At 41.9% G+C, this 16,489-nt stretch carries 19 protein-coding genes; 7 read left to right on the forward strand and 12 right to left on the reverse strand.

The features are described 5' to 3' along the window. Positions 1-56: 56 nt before the first annotated feature. Both mltA and V7K61_RS23345 read right to left on the reverse strand, forming a co-directional pair. The gene (mltA, locus tag V7K61_RS23340; protein ID WP_335056955.1) at positions 57-1,316 is read right to left on the reverse strand and encodes a murein transglycosylase A; all 1,260 of its coding nucleotides are present in this window, start codon (positions 1,314-1,316) and stop codon (positions 57-59) included. 3 nt (positions 1,317-1,319) lie between these two features. Further along, positions 1,320-1,574: a hypothetical protein gene (locus tag V7K61_RS23345; RefSeq protein ID WP_094348386.1), complete on the reverse strand. Its 255-nt coding sequence runs from the start codon at positions 1,572-1,574 to the stop codon at positions 1,320-1,322. 348 nt (positions 1,575-1,922) lie between these two features. On the opposite strand from V7K61_RS23345, the gene V7K61_RS23350 reads away from it, so the two are divergent. Next, complete coding sequence (locus V7K61_RS23350) at positions 1,923-2,249, forward strand: DUF4278 domain-containing protein (RefSeq protein WP_334898161.1); 327 nt, start codon at positions 1,923-1,925, stop codon at positions 2,247-2,249. Between the two features lie 61 nt (positions 2,250-2,310). Here V7K61_RS23350 and V7K61_RS23355 read toward each other — a convergent pair whose 3' ends face one another. After that, positions 2,311-3,147 carry a pentapeptide repeat-containing protein gene (locus V7K61_RS23355; RefSeq protein WP_335056919.1) on the reverse strand — a complete coding sequence of 279 codons (837 nt, stop codon included), beginning with the start codon at positions 3,145-3,147 and terminating at the stop codon, positions 2,311-2,313. 172 nt (positions 3,148-3,319) lie between these two features. On the opposite strand from V7K61_RS23355, the gene V7K61_RS23360 reads away from it, so the two are divergent. Continuing rightward, positions 3,320-4,708, forward strand: a complete 1,389-nt coding sequence (locus tag V7K61_RS23360; protein ID WP_335056921.1) for a serine/threonine-protein kinase — start codon at positions 3,320-3,322, stop codon at positions 4,706-4,708. Between the two features lie 108 nt (positions 4,709-4,816). On the opposite strand, the gene V7K61_RS23365 is transcribed toward V7K61_RS23360, so the two are convergent. Then, positions 4,817-5,731: a Tll0287-like domain-containing protein gene (locus V7K61_RS23365; protein ID WP_335056923.1), complete on the reverse strand. Its 915-nt coding sequence runs from the start codon at positions 5,729-5,731 to the stop codon at positions 4,817-4,819. A gap of 181 nt (positions 5,732-5,912) precedes the next feature. Between V7K61_RS23365 and V7K61_RS23370 the strand changes: the two genes are divergently transcribed. Next, positions 5,913-6,773 carry a phosphate/phosphite/phosphonate ABC transporter substrate-binding protein gene (locus V7K61_RS23370; RefSeq protein WP_335056925.1) on the forward strand — a complete coding sequence of 287 codons (861 nt, stop codon included), beginning with the start codon at positions 5,913-5,915 and terminating at the stop codon, positions 6,771-6,773. 376 nt (positions 6,774-7,149) lie between these two features. Here the strand turns inward: V7K61_RS23370 and V7K61_RS23375 are convergent, their stop codons facing one another. The 6 genes from V7K61_RS23375 to V7K61_RS23400 all read right to left on the reverse strand — a co-directional run bounded on the left by V7K61_RS23375 (position 7,150) and on the right by V7K61_RS23400 (position 14,526). Further along, entirely contained in the window at positions 7,150-7,920 is a 771-nt protein-coding gene (locus V7K61_RS23375; protein ID WP_335056926.1) for a hypothetical protein, read from the reverse strand. Between the two features lie 129 nt (positions 7,921-8,049). Continuing rightward, on the reverse strand, positions 8,050-10,791 hold the full coding sequence (locus V7K61_RS23380) for a GAF domain-containing sensor histidine kinase (protein ID WP_335056928.1): 2,742 nt from the start codon (positions 10,789-10,791) through the stop codon (positions 8,050-8,052). A 623-nt stretch (positions 10,792-11,414) separates the two neighbouring features. Continuing rightward, positions 11,415-11,885 carry an NADAR family protein gene (locus V7K61_RS23385; RefSeq protein WP_335056929.1) on the reverse strand — a complete coding sequence of 157 codons (471 nt, stop codon included), beginning with the start codon at positions 11,883-11,885 and terminating at the stop codon, positions 11,415-11,417. Between the two features lie 86 nt (positions 11,886-11,971). Further along, positions 11,972-13,342 (reverse strand): IS110 family transposase, encoded by a 1,371-nt coding sequence (locus tag V7K61_RS23390; RefSeq protein WP_335056931.1) that lies wholly within the window; start codon positions 13,340-13,342, stop codon positions 11,972-11,974. 332 nt (positions 13,343-13,674) lie between these two features. Continuing rightward, on the reverse strand, positions 13,675-13,896 hold the full coding sequence (locus tag V7K61_RS23395; RefSeq protein WP_335056933.1) for a hypothetical protein: 222 nt from the start codon (positions 13,894-13,896) through the stop codon (positions 13,675-13,677). 48 nt (positions 13,897-13,944) lie between these two features. Further along, positions 13,945-14,526 carry a 3'-5' exonuclease gene (locus tag V7K61_RS23400; protein ID WP_335056935.1) on the reverse strand — a complete coding sequence of 194 codons (582 nt, stop codon included), beginning with the start codon at positions 14,524-14,526 and terminating at the stop codon, positions 13,945-13,947. Positions 14,527-14,690: 164 nt separating this feature from the next. Between V7K61_RS23400 and V7K61_RS23405 the strand changes: the two genes are divergently transcribed. Continuing rightward, on the forward strand, positions 14,691-14,909 hold the full coding sequence (locus V7K61_RS23405) for a hypothetical protein (protein ID WP_335056937.1): 219 nt from the start codon (positions 14,691-14,693) through the stop codon (positions 14,907-14,909). Here V7K61_RS23405 and V7K61_RS23410 read toward each other — a convergent pair. Together V7K61_RS23410 and V7K61_RS23415 are read right to left on the reverse strand one after the other, a co-directional pair. Beyond that, on the reverse strand, positions 14,888-15,076 hold the full coding sequence (locus V7K61_RS23410) for a hypothetical protein (protein ID WP_335056939.1): 189 nt from the start codon (positions 15,074-15,076) through the stop codon (positions 14,888-14,890). The genes V7K61_RS23405 and V7K61_RS23410 overlap by 22 nt on opposite strands. Before the next feature lie 98 nt (positions 15,077-15,174). Beyond that, entirely contained in the window at positions 15,175-15,489 is a 315-nt protein-coding gene (locus V7K61_RS23415; RefSeq protein ID WP_335056941.1) for a hypothetical protein, read from the reverse strand. Here V7K61_RS23415 and V7K61_RS23420 point away from each other — a divergent pair. The 3 genes from V7K61_RS23420 (at position 15,489) to V7K61_RS23430 (ending at position 16,365) form a co-directional block, all read left to right on the forward strand. Beyond that, the gene (locus V7K61_RS23420; protein WP_335056943.1) at positions 15,489-15,812 is read left to right on the forward strand and encodes a hypothetical protein; all 324 of its coding nucleotides are present in this window, start codon (positions 15,489-15,491) and stop codon (positions 15,810-15,812) included. The two genes, V7K61_RS23415 and V7K61_RS23420, sit on opposite strands and share 1 nt — an antisense overlap. Before the next feature lie 83 nt (positions 15,813-15,895). Next, positions 15,896-16,141: a hypothetical protein gene (locus tag V7K61_RS23425; protein ID WP_335056945.1), complete on the forward strand. Its 246-nt coding sequence runs from the start codon at positions 15,896-15,898 to the stop codon at positions 16,139-16,141. Beyond that, positions 16,141-16,365: a hypothetical protein gene (locus V7K61_RS23430; RefSeq protein WP_335056947.1), complete on the forward strand. Its 225-nt coding sequence runs from the start codon at positions 16,141-16,143 to the stop codon at positions 16,363-16,365. The genes V7K61_RS23425 and V7K61_RS23430 overlap by 1 nt, the downstream gene beginning before the upstream one ends. The last annotated feature ends 124 nt before the right edge of the window (positions 16,366-16,489 follow it).

Raw genomic sequence — 16,489 nt, forward strand, 5'->3', positions numbered from 1 at the left:
AGGAGTGATGAGTTTTGAATTAATAACTCCTAACTTCTAACTCCTAACTTCTAACTTTATTCTTTGAGCAGCAAATAATATAATGAACCATTACCACCTGTGATACCGGCGCGATCGCCCGCTAGTTTACCAGACCCCATAAAATAATCCACCCGGCCCGGCCCTTTGATGGCGCTTCCTGTATCCTGGTCAAGCACAAAGCGGCTGACAGTACGCCTCTCTAATTTGCCACCACTGACAGGATAGGGAAATGAGTTGTAAATCAGGGCTAACGCTCCCGGTGGCATGAGAGACTTATCTGTAGCAATGGAACGTTCTGCTGTTACTGGCACATGAATACTACCAGTAGCACCTCTACCGCTTGTTTCTTGGAAGAAAATAAATCGTTCCCAACGGGGCAGATAATTGTTCAACTCTTGGGGCTTTTGTCGGAAATAACTAATCAGACGTGGCATTGTCAATCCATTTAGTGGAAGTTTGCCATCTTTGGCTAGTTCTTTGCCGATACTAGTCCAGGGATAATCAGTTCCACCGGCATAGCCAATTGATGTTGTCTTGCCATTAGTTAATTTAATTTGGGCAGAACCTTGGATATGTACCATGTATGCGTCTAGGCGATCGCGAAACCAAAGCAGTTCTAAACCGCGTAACTTGCTTTTATTCCCTTTTAAACCATCTTTCCCTTCCAAATCAATTCGTTTTGGGTGAGGTTTAGGCCATTGGCTAAAATCGGGTGGTAGCCGATAAAGAGGATACTTATAGATTGCAGTTCTGACACGGCTAGCGGTATAAACAGGTTCGTAGTAAGCAGTGAATTTAACAGTACCCTTGCCATCATTGCCCACGGACTGGTAGAAGACAAACTCACGACTGACAGCGGCTTGTAATTGCGCTGGTGACTTAGAACTGACAACCAGTTGGCGGAAACGTAGCAAACTCCGGCGGACGCGATCGAGAGTGATTTCCTTCATAGGATAATTTTGATATGCTGCGATCGCGTCACCCTTTGTTAGGTAAAGCAGACTGTTATCAATGGAAGCCAACAACGCTTTGCGATCGCCTATTTTACCTCTTTGACCCCAAATTTGCTCATCCCAACCCAAGCAAGTCGGCCGGAGTGTACAATCGCTTCCGATAGTGATTGGTTTTAGCGGCGGCGCGATCGCAGGAGCGATCGGTATTGGTATAGGTGGAAGATCGGGAGCAGTCGGTAGTGGCAACGGCAGTAAGTTAGGAACCTGAGCAACAGCCGACCAGAGAGGGTTTACGAGGGCAATTCCTAGACTCAAGGAAAGCAAAGCAAGGGTTTTTCTCATCATTTAGTTGAATCTTTCAACACTGGAACTAAAAATCGGTTCTACTCGGATTGCCACAATCCGAGAAGGGCGTACTACCATATATTCCCCTTGAATATTTTTGATCGGCACGCTAATAAAGTCATTAGAAGCAGATTTTGGCACAAGTTCGCCGCTATACCATTTCTGAAACTCTTGAATAGTAGGAAAACGTACTTCTTCTCGGTGGCCGCTTTCCAGTAGGATGTATACGGCATATTCGTTTGCAGTTCTAGCCATAAAGTTGAATCATTTAAAAAACATTCAACCCATTGTTAACCACGTAACCCCCGAATGAAAAGGGTAAGCATACGGGAGGTTGGAAGCAAGGGAGAATATTGCAGTAAGTTTTTCTCCTCTGCCCTTCGGTAACTGAGCGTAGCCTCTCGTAGAGAAGTACTGCTTCCTTTGCAACTCTGCCTCCCCTGCTCAATGCCCCATGCCCAATGACTCTTCACTCTAGACGCCTAATCCTTTAAGCAGTTCCTTAAAAAGTGTAATTTTACATTAGCTCTTGCATAACATTCCAATCAACCTCTGATAAGTCATTGGCATTGTTGAACAACAGTTATTCAGGAGGCGAAAATTATGAAACTTGACTATCGTGGTCTGAGCTACGAATATAACCAAAACAAAGTTGGTAGCAAAAAAACAGAACAGCCGTTTCAACCAGTTCCTCAAATTGGGCCAGCTTATAATTTGATGTACCGTGGCGTTAAGTATCGTGTCGATCCAAATTCCAAATCGGCGGAAGCTCCTCTAGTACCAGTAACCTATAAATTGAGCTTTCGGGGAATCACCTATTTTGTAAATAAAACTCAATTAGGAGAAGTTAGCGTAGTCTCTCAACCAACAGCTATTTCAAAACTTGAGACACTGGCGATTTCTGAAGAATTATTAAAGCTTCAACAATAATAGACCTGCAAGCCGATCTGGAGTCTAGTTAGTTATAAACTTATAAGGGATATCTGCCAATTTAATTGTCTCTGATGATAGCGTCGGTATCGAAACTACTTACCTCACCCCACAAACAGTTCTCGAAGGTAACTTGGGTTATTCGAGTCCTGTGAAAGAAAGCGTTCCTAAAGTCACACTCTTCGATGATCAGTCGGTAAAAACTTCCATCGGAGAGGTCGGCATTACTGAAGTTACTTTTGGTAAAGGCAGTTTCAATTCCGACACCGCCCATCGAGGCATAGGTGAAATTAACTTTGGTAGCGTCACAATACATGAGAGCGGCATTAATCAAGTTAGCAGCAGTAAAGTTGGCATAGTCAAGAACCGTGTACTCTATCCTAGCTCGCTCCAAATTGGCTTTTCTCAGATAAGCTCTGTTGAAGAAGCCATGCGTAAAATTAGTGCAGACCGCTTGAATGGAAGCCATTACAGCATCGACAAATTTGCACATTATAAGATCGGCACAAGTCAAGTCGGCATGGCTGAGGATCGCTTCAGTCAAATCCAATTGAGTGAGCTTGCTAAATCCCAGATTAGCTCTGGTCAAGTTAGCTCTTTGCCAATTAGATTCATGAGCTTCCAACCCTCTCAAATCGGCTCCAGTCAGATTGGCTCCAGTCAGAGTAACATCGTGCATCCCAGCTTTGAGCAAGATTGCCGCACTCAAATTGGCATTGGTCAAGTTAACCGAGCCAAGCACAACTTGAGTGAGATCGGCTCCACTGAGATCGATCCCACTGAGATCAATACTAGTGTCATTGATAGGGATACTATTGAAATCAACCCCACTCAAGTCAATCCCACTAAAGTTTCTCTCCCCAGCAGCATATCGCTTCAGCAATTCTTCACCAGTCATGCCAATACCTTTTAATTTTGCGGGGCAGATCCCCGACTTCTTCAAGAAGTCGGGGATCTGAACACCACTAACCTCTCAAAACTTTTGGGACAGACCACTACTTTCTGTCTCAACCTTATCAAAGCTGGTAGTTGTGTCAAGATTAATTTGAGGAATTAAGGCTTGTGACACAATGTTAGGACAATTATTAGACGGACGTTACCAAGTCCTCCAAATATTAGGTGGAGGTGGATTTGGTCAAACCTACATAGCCCAAGATACCCATCGGCCAGGTTTCCCAAAATGCGTTGTCAAACACCTTAAGCCCGTCACTCGTAGTCCTGAATTTCTCGAAACTGCCAGACGGCTATTTACTAGTGAGGCAGAAACTCTAGAACAACTGGGCTACCATGACCAGATTCCTCGGCTTTTAGCCTATTTTGAAGACAACCAAGAGTTCTTCTTGGTGCAAGAGTTCATTGAAGGACATACCCTGAAAGCGGAACTATTCCCCAATCAACGTTGGACAGAATATCAAGTAATTGAACTACTCCAACAGGTTCTGGGTATTCTACAATTTATTCACAGCCACAACGTTATTCATCGAGATATCAAACCGGACAATATAATTAGGCGGGAACAAGACAGTAAGCTAGTGCTGATTGACTTTGGCGCTGTTAAACAAGTCCAAACTCAACTGCTCACAATTGCAGGACACACGGGGGCTACCATTATTATTGGTACTCCCGGATATATGTCTACAGAGCAGGGACAAGGTAAGCCCCGCCCCAACAGTGATATTTATTCTTTAGGCATTATTGGTATACAATCGCTGACAGGGTTACATCCGATAAACTTTGAGGAAGACCCAAATACAGGAGAAATTTCTTGGCAGCATCAAGCTAACGTCAGTTCTGAGTTGGCATCTGTGCTATCTAAGATGGTGCTACATCACTTTAAACAGCGCTATCAGTCTGCGGCTGAAGTTTTACACGTGCTTAAGGATATTGATCCTAGAGTAGAAGCGCGATCGCTTCAACTACCATCTTCTACACAACCGCCTCAAACTTCGCTTGCTCAACAAAAGTCAATTGGATATCCGCCTGCTTCTATTCTGTATGGGGAAAATTACAATCGCTTAGAAACAATTCTTTTAGAATTTGTTGGCCCCATCGCCTCAAGATTACTACGACAAGTTGCAGCATCAGCGTCCAATTTTGAAGAATTAATTAGTCAATTAGCTCTTCATCTTCGAGAAAATCAACAAATTGATTTTAAGAAGAAAACAATCTTTCTACTAGAGAAACCTACTTTACTACAAGAACTTACTGTTAAATCCGACCAATCTGGTATTAACTCAAATAATTTAATAAACCAAGAATCTGAAGTCATCAGTGACAAATTTCTGGAAGAGTGCGAACGTGAGTTGGCTAATTTAATTGGCCCAATAGCTAAGTTTCTAGTTCAAAAAGCTAAAAAATCTTCTGGAAAAATCTCTCGTGCAGAATTTGTGAAAATTTTAGCATCACAAATCCCCGAACCTCAAAAAGCTTTGCAATTTCAGCAACGCTTACTATCTTGAATTTTTCAAAATTGCGTTTTTGTATTCGTTAATTACGAACTACGAATTACGAACTTGTACTGAGCGTAGCCGTTGGCGCAGCCTCTCGTAGAGAAGTATTACGAATTATTAGCCTTGATTATTCAGCATTTCCAGAGCTATTTTCAAGCTAGATTTCATCCGATTAAATGCTTCCGCTAACCCGCCAATTTCATCATGAGAGCTTTCTTCAAAATCAGCACTCATATCACCAATACTAACTTTTTGAGCTATTTTCTCTATTCTTCTAATGCGCTGAATCACATATTTTGTAATTAAGAAGTTAATTAAGAAAACTACGATTGCAAAGATCGCAATTAAAAGTACCATTATCAATATCCAAGTCTGCTTGGCATTAGCAAAAATATCTTGAGAAGGAACAGAGATTATTTGGGCAGAAACAATCTGATTGAGTTGCCAGCCAAAACCATTTTCCGAGCCATAATTTACCAATTGACTTTTAGGAGCCTGATCTGGTGTAGAATGGCATCGCAAACATTTGGCTTGTGTAATCTTTAGTGGTTGTGCAATGTAAAATACTTCGCCTTCTGGCAATTTACGAAAGCCTGTGATTTCTAGAGTATTAGGTTCGTTGCGAAAACGTTCGACAAGTTGAGTTTCAAAATTATCAGCTTTATCCGCTAAATTGGTTGGATTAAGTGTTGCATCCTTATGAAAAAAGTTTTTAAATTCGGGCTTTTTACGAAAATTTTCAAAAACCTCTGTAGAGGAAAAAGTTGGTACTACTTCGGGCATGAATGTTGGGTTAGTATCTAATCTAGGTTCTAATAGGGGAACGATACGATTTTGTGTGTAATCTCGAACTGCATTCACCATTTGGATGAGAATCTGCGCTTGAGAATTTACTTCATTTTGCGCTCTCCCTTGAAGTACACTGGATAAGGCAACGCCACTTCCCAAAATACTGATGATGAAAACTAATATTAAAAGCAAGTTAAATTTAGCACCTATTTTTAAGTTTTTTAACGTAATATTGTTTAACATAACTTAAGCAATGAAGGTAGCCTGTGAGTTTGTCTAATATTTATTTATACCTGTTAGAAAGCATCTCAACAAGATTTAAATAAATATTAATTTTTTGCTGCAATATAACCCCTTTAGGCAGTAGTCAAATTTATTTAAATTAGTCCTGAAAGCCAAATTATTTCCTTAACCATAATTAGTGATGTTTGTGCGATTTCCCCGTCGTTTATTTCTGTTTTATCTACTAGGTTTTACATTTGCTGCCTGCAAACCACAAGATGGAGATGGGGTTGAGGACACGTTAACTATTGGTGTAATCAACTATGGTGGAGGCGAACAGATAATTAATCAATATGCTAAATTTAATAGTTACTTAGGTGAAAAAACAAACTCATATATTCAGCTAGAGCCTGTTTTTAATGAAAATAGAGCGGTTGAGCGCCTTAATGCTCGTGCTTGGTCATTGGTATTTGCTCCACCGGGTTTAGCGGCTATTGCGATCGCACGTCACCAATATGTTCCCCTATTTCCTTTAATAGGTATTAGTAATTTACGTTCAATCTTCGTTGTTCGTAAAGATAATCCGATCGCTGACTTGAAACAATTGCAAGGCAAAACAGTGGCTTTAGGACAGTTGGGTTCAGCAACAGGATATTATTTTCCTCTTTACAATCTTTATGGTACAACGCTGGCTGAGATCCTGTTTGCACCCACACCCAAAGCAGCACTGGAATTGGTCGCTCAAGGAAAAGCGATCGCCTGTGCGGTATCGGAGGCGGAATTAAGTCTCTACAGTTCACAGTTGGCGCCAACTGAATTCCGCATACTATTTAAAGACCCTCATTATGTACCATTAGGTGTGGTCTTGATTGGGCCGAATGTAGAACGTAACCGTCAAGAATTTATCCGCAAAGTGATGAGTGATTCACCTTCAGGTTTAGCTCAAGAAGTGGGGTATGTACCCAATGGACAAGTACCAGATTACAAATACATGATTTCTGTGGTCGATCGGGTAAGCTCAATTAGTTCCAAGCTGCAAAAGAAGCCTGTTCAGTTATTCTAATTAAAGCAATATAGGATTACTATTTGATTTTTGAACAACACGTAGGGTGTGTTATCGCGAAGCGTAACGCACCATTTTCAAGGGTTTGGTGCGTTAGACTAAAGTCATAACGCACCCTACAAATACTTAATTTTTTTCAGAAATCAAACCGGATTCCTAAACAAATACTTTCAGTCTTTTCTTTCTCTAAAATGCTCATCTAATGCTCAAATATTCTATTTTCAGCATTAAGCATAATTTAACGTGAGTTCGATGAACCTCTCCGAAACGGAAAGGGAGGAGCAACGAAAAATTCAGCTTTTTGCTCCCCTCTGGGCGTCGGAGAGGGGCTGGGGGAGAGGTAAAATAAAACTTGTCGAACTCACATTAATTTAGGTCAAAAAAACAATTTGAATCGTGCTAGCTGGTTTTTAATCGTCTCTGTCAGGATTTTATTCAGTTCTGTAGTGTCTTGAAATTGTAAAATTTGCTGTGTCGGTAAGTCGAAGGGAAATTCACCTTCAAAATCTGGGCGTTGCATTTGCGCTAGTAGAATCTGTTCAGATCGTTTACTTTGGATGGCATAGCCAATCTCAATACAGACATTCGGACTGGGAATTAATTGGGGCGTTTCTTTACCTTCAATACTAGCAATGGGCGTGGTGTCAGCGATAAATAACAAACTCTTACGGATTTTCCGCATAATTGTGCGGTTAATTCGGAAAGTAGCACCGCTAGGACGAGAGGATTCTATTAATGTTAGGGGAAGGCGCGATCGCAAGTTTAAATTGTCTAAACTTTTTCGCAGTTCTTCTTTGAGAATATTCGTCGCTGCCGCATACTCAGTTTGATAGGATAAAAAAATCGTTGGTTCTAACTGAGCCAACACCGCCTGCTTGGTGAAATAAATTTCATGACTAATTAAGTCAATGTTAGAGACGCAATAGCCGCCACTACCTTCAATATAAAATTCAATATTTTCCCCTTCTAAATAGCGCCCAAACCAAGTTGATTGCTTAACTTCGTCACTGTCTTCCAAAAAGTCTGCTCGCAATGCTGATTTCAGCAGACTTTTTTTGCTTAAGCGAATGTCTGGCTGACGTTTTTCCAGTTCTGGAATCGGCTCATAATCCTGTAGATACCACGCTCTGAGCGCAATTATTGACATAAGGCGCTATTTTAACTGTTTCTCGCTATTCAACTTCGTATAATCTTACACCCAGAGGAGTCCCTATTTTCAGACTTCTCTTTAAACACAATAGTGATTCTTTGCCTGTGTCGTCATTCCCCAGTCCCTCTAGTTAACTATTTTGGCTGGAGGCTTGACAGGAATCTCAATCCAGAACTCTGTACCTTTGCCAGGTTCTGAAATGCACTCCATTATTCCCCCATGTTTTTCGACAATAATTTGATAGCTGATTGCTAATCCCAATCCTGTACCCTTACCCACAGGCTTGGTAGTGTAAAACGGGTCAAAAATTCGCTTTTTCACGTCTTCATTCATTCCGGGCCCGTTGTCAGTAATCCGAATTAACAGACGAGAGTTGTCTGCTGAGACTTTAGTGGAAATCTCGATAGTTGGAATTGGGCATGAATTATTCTCCTTGTCTCCCCGATCGCGCCACTTTCCACGCCCTACTTCCAGAGCATCTATGGCATTGCTGAAAATATTCATGAATACCTGATTCATTTGACCGGCATAGCATTCCACCCGTGGGATGTTGCCATAATCTTTAATTATCTCAATGCGTGGAAATTCAGCATTTCCTTTCAGCCGATGTTGCAAAATTAATAAGGTGCTGTCAATGCCTTCATGGAGGTCAACGCGCTTGTTTTCAGACTCATCCAAGCGAGAAAAATTGCGTAACGATAGCACTATTGAGCGGATGCGCTCGGTTCCTACTTGCATTGAGGTCATGATTTTTGGCAGGTCTTCTACCAAAAATTCAAAATCGATCGCTTCGATCGCAGCTTTAATTTCACTATGGGGATGGGGATAGTGTAGCCGATAGAGACGTAAAATTTCTAGCAGTTGTTCAGTGTAATCACTGGCGTGGCACAGATTACCGTAAATAAAGTTAACGGGGTTGTTGATTTCGTGAGCGACACCCGCCACCAACTGTCCTAAGCCGGACATTTTTTCGGTCTGAATCAATCTTGTCTGTGTTTCTTGGAGTTCATGTAGGGTCTGCTCTAACTGAATAGCTTGATTTCTGGCTTCAGTTTCGGCCTCAGAGGTTTGTTGGTAGAGTTGTGCTTGTTGAATAGCGATCGCAGCCTGATCTGCCACCTGCTGCAATAAATCAATTTCTGTATCCTGCCAATTTCTGGGAGCCTCACACTCATGGGCAATTAGTAGTCCCCATAGTTCCATACCCATATTAATCGGAACTATTAAGTTTGCTTGCACTTGCAGACTCTGCAAAAATTCTCGATGACAATCACTTAAAGAAGCCGTTGAAACGTTGTTAATTGCCCGTACCCTACCCTGATAGTATAGTCGGGTATAATCATCAGGAAAGCATTCTGTTGGTGCATTCACTCCCAAAACTGACTGCCAATTGCCATTAATCTCTTCCACAATCACTGATTTAGTCTTCAAATATAAAATCAGTACTCGGTCTGAATTTAGCAGGGGACGGACTTCCCGAACTATGGATTGCAGAGTTGCCTGCAAGTCCAATGTGCGGCGAATATGCTCTGTGACTTGCTTGATGACTTTGGTAAACAGTAATGATTTTTCGAGTTCAGCTGTTTGCTCTTGCACCCGCAGTTCTAGGTTGGCATTCAGAGATTGCACCTGTTTATACATTTGCTGTTGCTGAATTGCCATTGAGAAATGATCGTATAAAGCTTGTGCCAAAAAGATGTCTTCCAACTTCCACTCAGGTGCTTGCCCCTTTTTCTGCTCTCGCCAAACCTCAAAGGAAAGTTGGGGTAAAAGTTGTCGCCGATTTTGTTCGCATCGTCCCGCCCACAAGATTTCTGTTTCAAATTCAGAGCGAAAAATACTTAATACACCGATAAATTTTTCGCGGTAATATAAGGGAATTACCATGAGTCCGCGAATTTGAGTAGAACGGAATGCTAAAGCCAAAACTCGCAAACGTGGTTCTTTATAGAGGTCAGTAGTTGCCCAAATATTACCTTGTTGAAACTCAGCCATCCAGTTTTGCCAGATGGGATGCTGTTCGATAATACTGTTATCTAACTCGTAGGAGAGTGTCGGTTGGTCGCCCCAGGTGTACAATTCTTGAGTCTCTGCAATGTAAAGCCTGCCACCGACTCCACAGAAAGCAGTAATAACTTCTTCTAGCGCTCCTTGTAATTGGATTGTCGGCAGTTTATGCAATAGTGTGGTGACTCGATTAATAGTAGCTTCTCGCTTTTGCTTGGCGCGGGCTTCAGTGAGTAGATTACTTTGAGCGATCGCGATCGCTACCTGGTCAGTAACTTGCTGCAATACTTTTAGTTGCCGCTTCAAAATCTTTTGCGGTTCACTGTGGTGAGCTACCAACAATCCCCACAATTTAGGCTTTGCTGATGGTTCTTGTGGGTCGCAATCTAAAATTGGTACTACCAACGAAGACTGCACACCCATTGCTTTGAGGTATTGAATATGACACTGGTCTACCTGCCGATAGTAGATATTAGTTTCTAGACGTTTGCCAGTTTCTTTTGACTGTAGAGGCGATAGCCCGATCTTCTCATTTGCCACATCGACAATCGAACGTTGTCCCACTAACAAAAACATCTCTCTGGCGGCTTCTGGAATATCATCAGCTGGGAAGCGTTGACCTAATAAGGATGGCAGACGTTGTTTATGAATAGATTCTGCAATGACTTCACCACTACCATCAGCACCAAAGCGATACATTTTGACCCGATCTGCACCCAAAAATAAACGCACTTCGCTAACAGTTGTCGTTAATATCTCTTGAAGGTCGAGCGATCGCCTGATCTGTTTTGTCATCCGGTGCAGTAAATTTTCTTGGTCAAAGCTTTGCTGCAACTCGTTTGGTTTATCCCTAAGTGTCATTGCTTGTATACACCATGACTGAAGTATAATTTTTTATATATTTGTCTCTGATAAGAATTTTCAACTTACAATAGACATCTCCAGAAATTAGGTTTTCACCTAGATAGGATAAGGGTTTGAGATTCTTTTTCGGAGATGTCTAATGCTTTGATTTTTATCCCATTTCAAGAAATTATTGCTACTAATGAGTTGCTAGGGGCATACATCTATTACAAATATTTTTGGAAATGGATTAGAGGATCTTTGAAAAGTATCAGATATTTTGCTTGTTGCCTTTAGCCTTTGTAAAGTGGATTTAGGGAGAAATAAAACGCTGTATCATTAAATACTTTTCAATTATCATCTTAAGTTTAAAGTTAAGAACCTTTTAATCATTGACATTTACTAATTTTATATTCTTAATCATTAAACTATTCCAGTAATTTTACTTAATTTAGAGATGCAATAATTTCTTGAAATTAACAATATTTTTTTAACATTTTTACCCATTAATTCAATTAATTAAGATTTCTGCAAAGCAATAACTAAATTAGTAGTAATTTTTTAAAATATTTTTTGTGGGGAATTTTATTATTCCCCGTCTAATTACTGACTTTATATTGAATGTAACTATTTTGATTAAATTATTCGTAAATTACTGTTAAAGAGAGTAAATTACGAATTTCTTCACGCACACTCATGAGAGTTTTACCGAGATGGTTTTGACCGCTTTTATTAGCACCACAGCCCCAAAAAGAATCGGTTGGGGAATTTTCAACCAAAATCCGATCGCCTGTCTTTAAGAGAACTTCTCGAATATCAGTATGAGTGAGAAACTTTTTGAGTACAGCTTCTCGCATAATTTGAGTTTTAACCAAATCCCAGTCTCGACGCAGTTGGCGAGTGCTACATCTTCCCAAAGTAGCAGCTTCTTCTGGGGTGGTGGCGGCATGGATAAGAGGTATAATTGCCGCATCTGTGCTGCCTACAAACTTTTGCGCTTGATAATAATGCTCAACCGTTGGCCAGTAAGTACCCTCGATGTGGATTCCGTGAAGAGAAAAGTTAGAAAAACAGCCATAAGGCTGCCAAACCTTATAAAAGTAAATGGTCATTTGAAAATTGCTCTTTTATATATCAATTTCAGGGTAACTGAAAGTTTAGGGTTCAAAACCCTTCATTTGGATGAAGGGTTTTGACATCAGGTCACGGCAATAACTTTACACAATTCCTGGAACAGTAAGTTTACTACTTTACTCATCAGTTTTCCCTGAATGTGCTTACCACCTAGCAGCTTCTCACCTTGCTCAGTGACGTTAGCTTTGAGTGAGTCGCGGTAGCTGATCAATTCCTTGGTCAGTTCGTTTTGAGGGAGCCTGCCAGTTTCGACGCCGGTTAAGACGTACTGCCACAAGCTAATTCGACACAGTGAGGAACCACTGGGTTTTTCGACTAAACCATCCCCAGACTGTTCCAAGACAGTGCCCATTCCTAACCTCATTTTAAAAGTGTCGCGGCTGCGGTTGCGTTTTATTCGTTTGGTATCACCGGCTAAACGCCGAACTGTGGTTTGTCCATCTTTACGTTCGCGATCCGTTTTCTTGATTTCCCTGACTTCGTATTCAATGACTGGCTTGCCATTGATGCCCAAGAACGACTCAAAGGGGTAAGTCCTGGTGAGTAAACGCGATCGCACTCGTAGACCAAAACCGAACTTGTCAAAAACGCTCATATAGGGCTTGAATTCATTCAGAGAAAGCATTTGAGTGATTCTCGCTTCTAGGTGCTGCTCAAAAAGCGAGATATCGCACATCCAGCCAGCGTGTAGTTCGAGAATCGGGTCAAACTCAATTCCATAGTCTTGGGCAATGGATATTTTATAGAGATTTTCGATTCGGGTTTTCCCGGCGGGTGAAATTTCGAGCCTCTTAGCCAACCATCCCCAAAGGGGTGGTAGCAATCCAGCCTTGCTAGACGCGCTCCTAGTGTGCGCCACTTCTGGGAATTGCCAAGCGAGAAGCTGTCTGGCATAATTCACGATTGGAGATTGAACTCGGTTGAGGTGTTCAAGCTGCTGGCAGAGATCGCGGAGTTCGTCGATTGGTTCGGGGCGGTGCATGAGGAAATACCTCAGATTTAGTTCCCCAGTCTCCAGCCAGTGATCTGGATCGTGACCGTAGGCGGACATTGCTAAAGCATCAGCAAGATCGCTTTTGTTTGGGAGGTTTTTGCCGCCCCGATAACGCCGCAATTCAACATGACCAACCCAGAGAATTTTGACTTTTAATTTGTTGAGAATAGATGCCCATAGTCTTGAATAGTGGTTTCCAGTTGGTTCAAGAATTGCATAGTCTGGCTTAATTTCTGCTAGGTAATCTGCAAAGTCAAAAGCTGATTTTTGCTTCTTCTTAGCATCAGGATTGGAGTAAAAAGCCGGATATAAAGTAGATGCTTTATTTCTTGTTTTATTCCAATATGCTTGCAATCCGCCCTTGGGGTATTGTGTTAAAATGTGAGTGGTTATACTCGATTTACTAACATCAATTCCCAGGATTATTAATTCTGTTGTCATGGTTCTGCGAGATATGAGTGACGGCTTTCGGGACTGGCATCCCTTAATTAACCCGAACTTAATAGCGCACGAATCACCCTAACGCCCCACACTTGAGGGGCGCGATTCAGGAGTAAACGCATTCGGGAGGTTAGCAGGAGAATTGCCGCGCATGAAATTGAGAACACCACAATTCAGTAGTGCAGTTCACTCTGAACGCTGCATTTTCTCTTGCTAAGTTGCTGATTGCTTTGGACACAACCCGCGACGGTGGGTAATTTCCACCGTTTCGGCTACTGTGTCAGGTAGCCCGCGCCGTTGCGGCGCGATCGCAATTACGATTCATCAGGCGGTTACTCAGTCTCAATTTTTGGCAGCACATCTTCTAGATGTCGAATAACCAGAATTAAATCCGATTCAATTTGTTCATCTATTGCTGACTCCGCCTCCTCAAATTGACCAACATATTTAATTAGTTTGTCTAAATGAGATTTGGCTTTAAAAAGCTTGTGCCAAGTGATGTAGTAATCCCATACTGGATCTGGTTGGGGTAGGTCGTTTGAAATATCATTCATAATTAATTAACTGTTGCTTAGTGGTTTCGTCCGACAGAAAGGCGTTAGTTAGAAGGTTGGATCAGACATTGACTTAATTACTTCCAGCGTTGCCTTGCAATCTCCTAATGCGGAATGATCGCCCCCTGGTAATTTCTGCCATTTGTAATTACCGTAATACTCGTTCCACTCACCAACGTATTGAGAGTAATACTGCATCGCACAATGAATCGACCCACCGTTGACGAAAATTCTACAGCCCCTACGGTCGCTAGTTGGAAAGGCAATTTGAATGCCTCTAGCTTTCAGAGAATTCCTGATTACCTTTAAATCGAATTCCGCATTGTAAATGATTACATCTCTATCACTCAGCAACTTCCACACATCCAAAAATATTTGGTCAAACGGAAGTGCTTCGACTACATGATCATTCTGGATACCGTGTATTCCAGATGCGCCTTCACTAATTGCAATAGTTGGTTTTACAAGAGTTTGAAATTCCTCCCCGGAACTACTAAGAATGCCTATTTGAACTATTTCTGCATTGTTACTCAACCCTGTGGTTTCGGTGTCTAAAATACACCATTTATCGTTTTCGAGTATCGTTTTACTCCATTCTGTGGACTTTTCTGCATCGCTCATTTCGCTCATAAATCACAATCTGGTATAATGAACAGCGATCGCACTCCTCCCAAAAGCGCGATCGCACTTCAAAAAGGCGGACAACCTGGATCGTCTGGTTCAAAATTTGATTTGGGCCACTTTGCTGACAATAGTCCGCTTCCAGAGCAAGTAGGACATTCAAAACCTCCACCGTGTTGCAAGTACCCCCTGCCCATGCAGTTGTAGCAATCTTCGTAGGAGGGGAGGTCGTCAAACCTGAAGATGTCTTCATCAATTATTTCGTCTGGATGCTTGTAGCCACACATAATGTGATATTTTTTACTTGTTTGAATCGATTTTTAATTGCGATCGCACTCCTCCCGGTACTGCGATCGCAATTGATTTTGAGCTATCCTTGGGCGACTCCCTGATGTTGGGGTAGATCAAAAACTACCTCAAAAATTCCCCCTCCCTGCCGCAGGATGCTCGTGTAAGCATCTGCGTCAGACTGGGTGCGAAATCGATAAACACAAGTACTCCTACCACTGGGCAAACGTTGGAAAATCGCCCACGGTCTAAGTCCGTCACTGTAATTCATAATTCAAAATTCTTAATTTCTAATTGTGTAAAAAACCAGCGCAAATGTTACCAGTCACGCTGGTATTCCCTATCAAAATCATCTACACAGTGAAGGATTTATTCCATAGGCAATACCTCCGCTGTATCAGAAAGACTGCGGCCCCGACGGACTTGATTAATCAGCGCTTCGATTAATCCTTCTCGATCGCCCACGGGTAAGGAGCTATTAGCTTGATGACCTACTACATATATTTCATTGCGGCAGCTTCCTGGAGATTGATCGCAAAGTTGAATGGCAAGAGCCGAAATTAAAAACAGCTTTTCGCGTCTGGTCATCTGTTCAAAGGTACTACCATACTGTTCCTGGAGTGATTCCAGTAAAGAGCCGTCGTTTATGGTGTAGCTGGTGAAAAATCCTATTGGCTTGCTCATTGGTAAGATTGCTATTCAGCCTTCTGCTCAACCTTTGCATTCTCTATTACGGCATAATCGCCTTGATAGCAGCGTTGCAGCAGGTTCGCCGCCAGTGGCAAATCCTTGTATCTAAATTCAGCCAGCCACAAGGTAACAAATCCCACTCATACCGCAACGACCCCAGAAACAGATACCTGCAAAGTGATTTACTCATCCTGCTCAAAGGTGACGTGGCATCCGCCAAAAGACTTTTGGCACAGCAGAGGCGAAATAACCCAGGACAGTCAGATAACTGGTATTTAGAGAAAGTTATCTATGACCTAGAGCGCGACAGGCGATAGCCAAGTGCGATCGCACTCAACCTCTACAAGTGCGATCGCAGTTAACCAATGACTAATGACTAATGACTAATAACTAATGACCAATGACTAAATCAAAAATCTCATCAAAAGTAGTTCGAGCCAGGGGTCTAGCTATTTACGAGTTAGAGAAGCTTTTTGAGTACGTCCGCACCATTGACCCAGAACTGGAACCCGATCAAACGATCGTGTTAGCAGCATTTGTATTGGCCGATCTACCAAACTTATTCAAGCAAAATCCTGAGTTAGTCGGTCGAATCAAAGAGATAGCGACCGATCTCAAGCTTAAAAACCGCACTCCTAATAACTAATGACCAGACAGCCAATTTACATTGCTTACGCTGTAACCAGTGACAAAGAAGGACTGATGCCCCTGTGCTGGCACAGCGAAAAACAGAGGGCGGGTGAAGTTGGAGAAGAGCTTGCCAAGCAGGATGGATTAACATTTTACGGTGTTTTCGGTTGTAACCATGCTGATTACCTAGCAACAACCTCCTTTCCCGATGACCACCGAGTGAACGTAAAGAAGACTTAAAAAAAACCAAAAAGCCACCAGAAGATTTAGCGATCGTGGTGGCTCCTTGAGAAATCACTAATAGTATTATGCCAGAAAATTCACCTAAAAAATCACTTCCGTGGACGGAAGAACACGAAGCATT

The organism is Nostoc sp., assembly GCF_036918015.1.
Taxonomy (GTDB): Bacteria; Cyanobacteriota; Cyanobacteriia; order Cyanobacteriales; family Nostocaceae; genus Nostoc.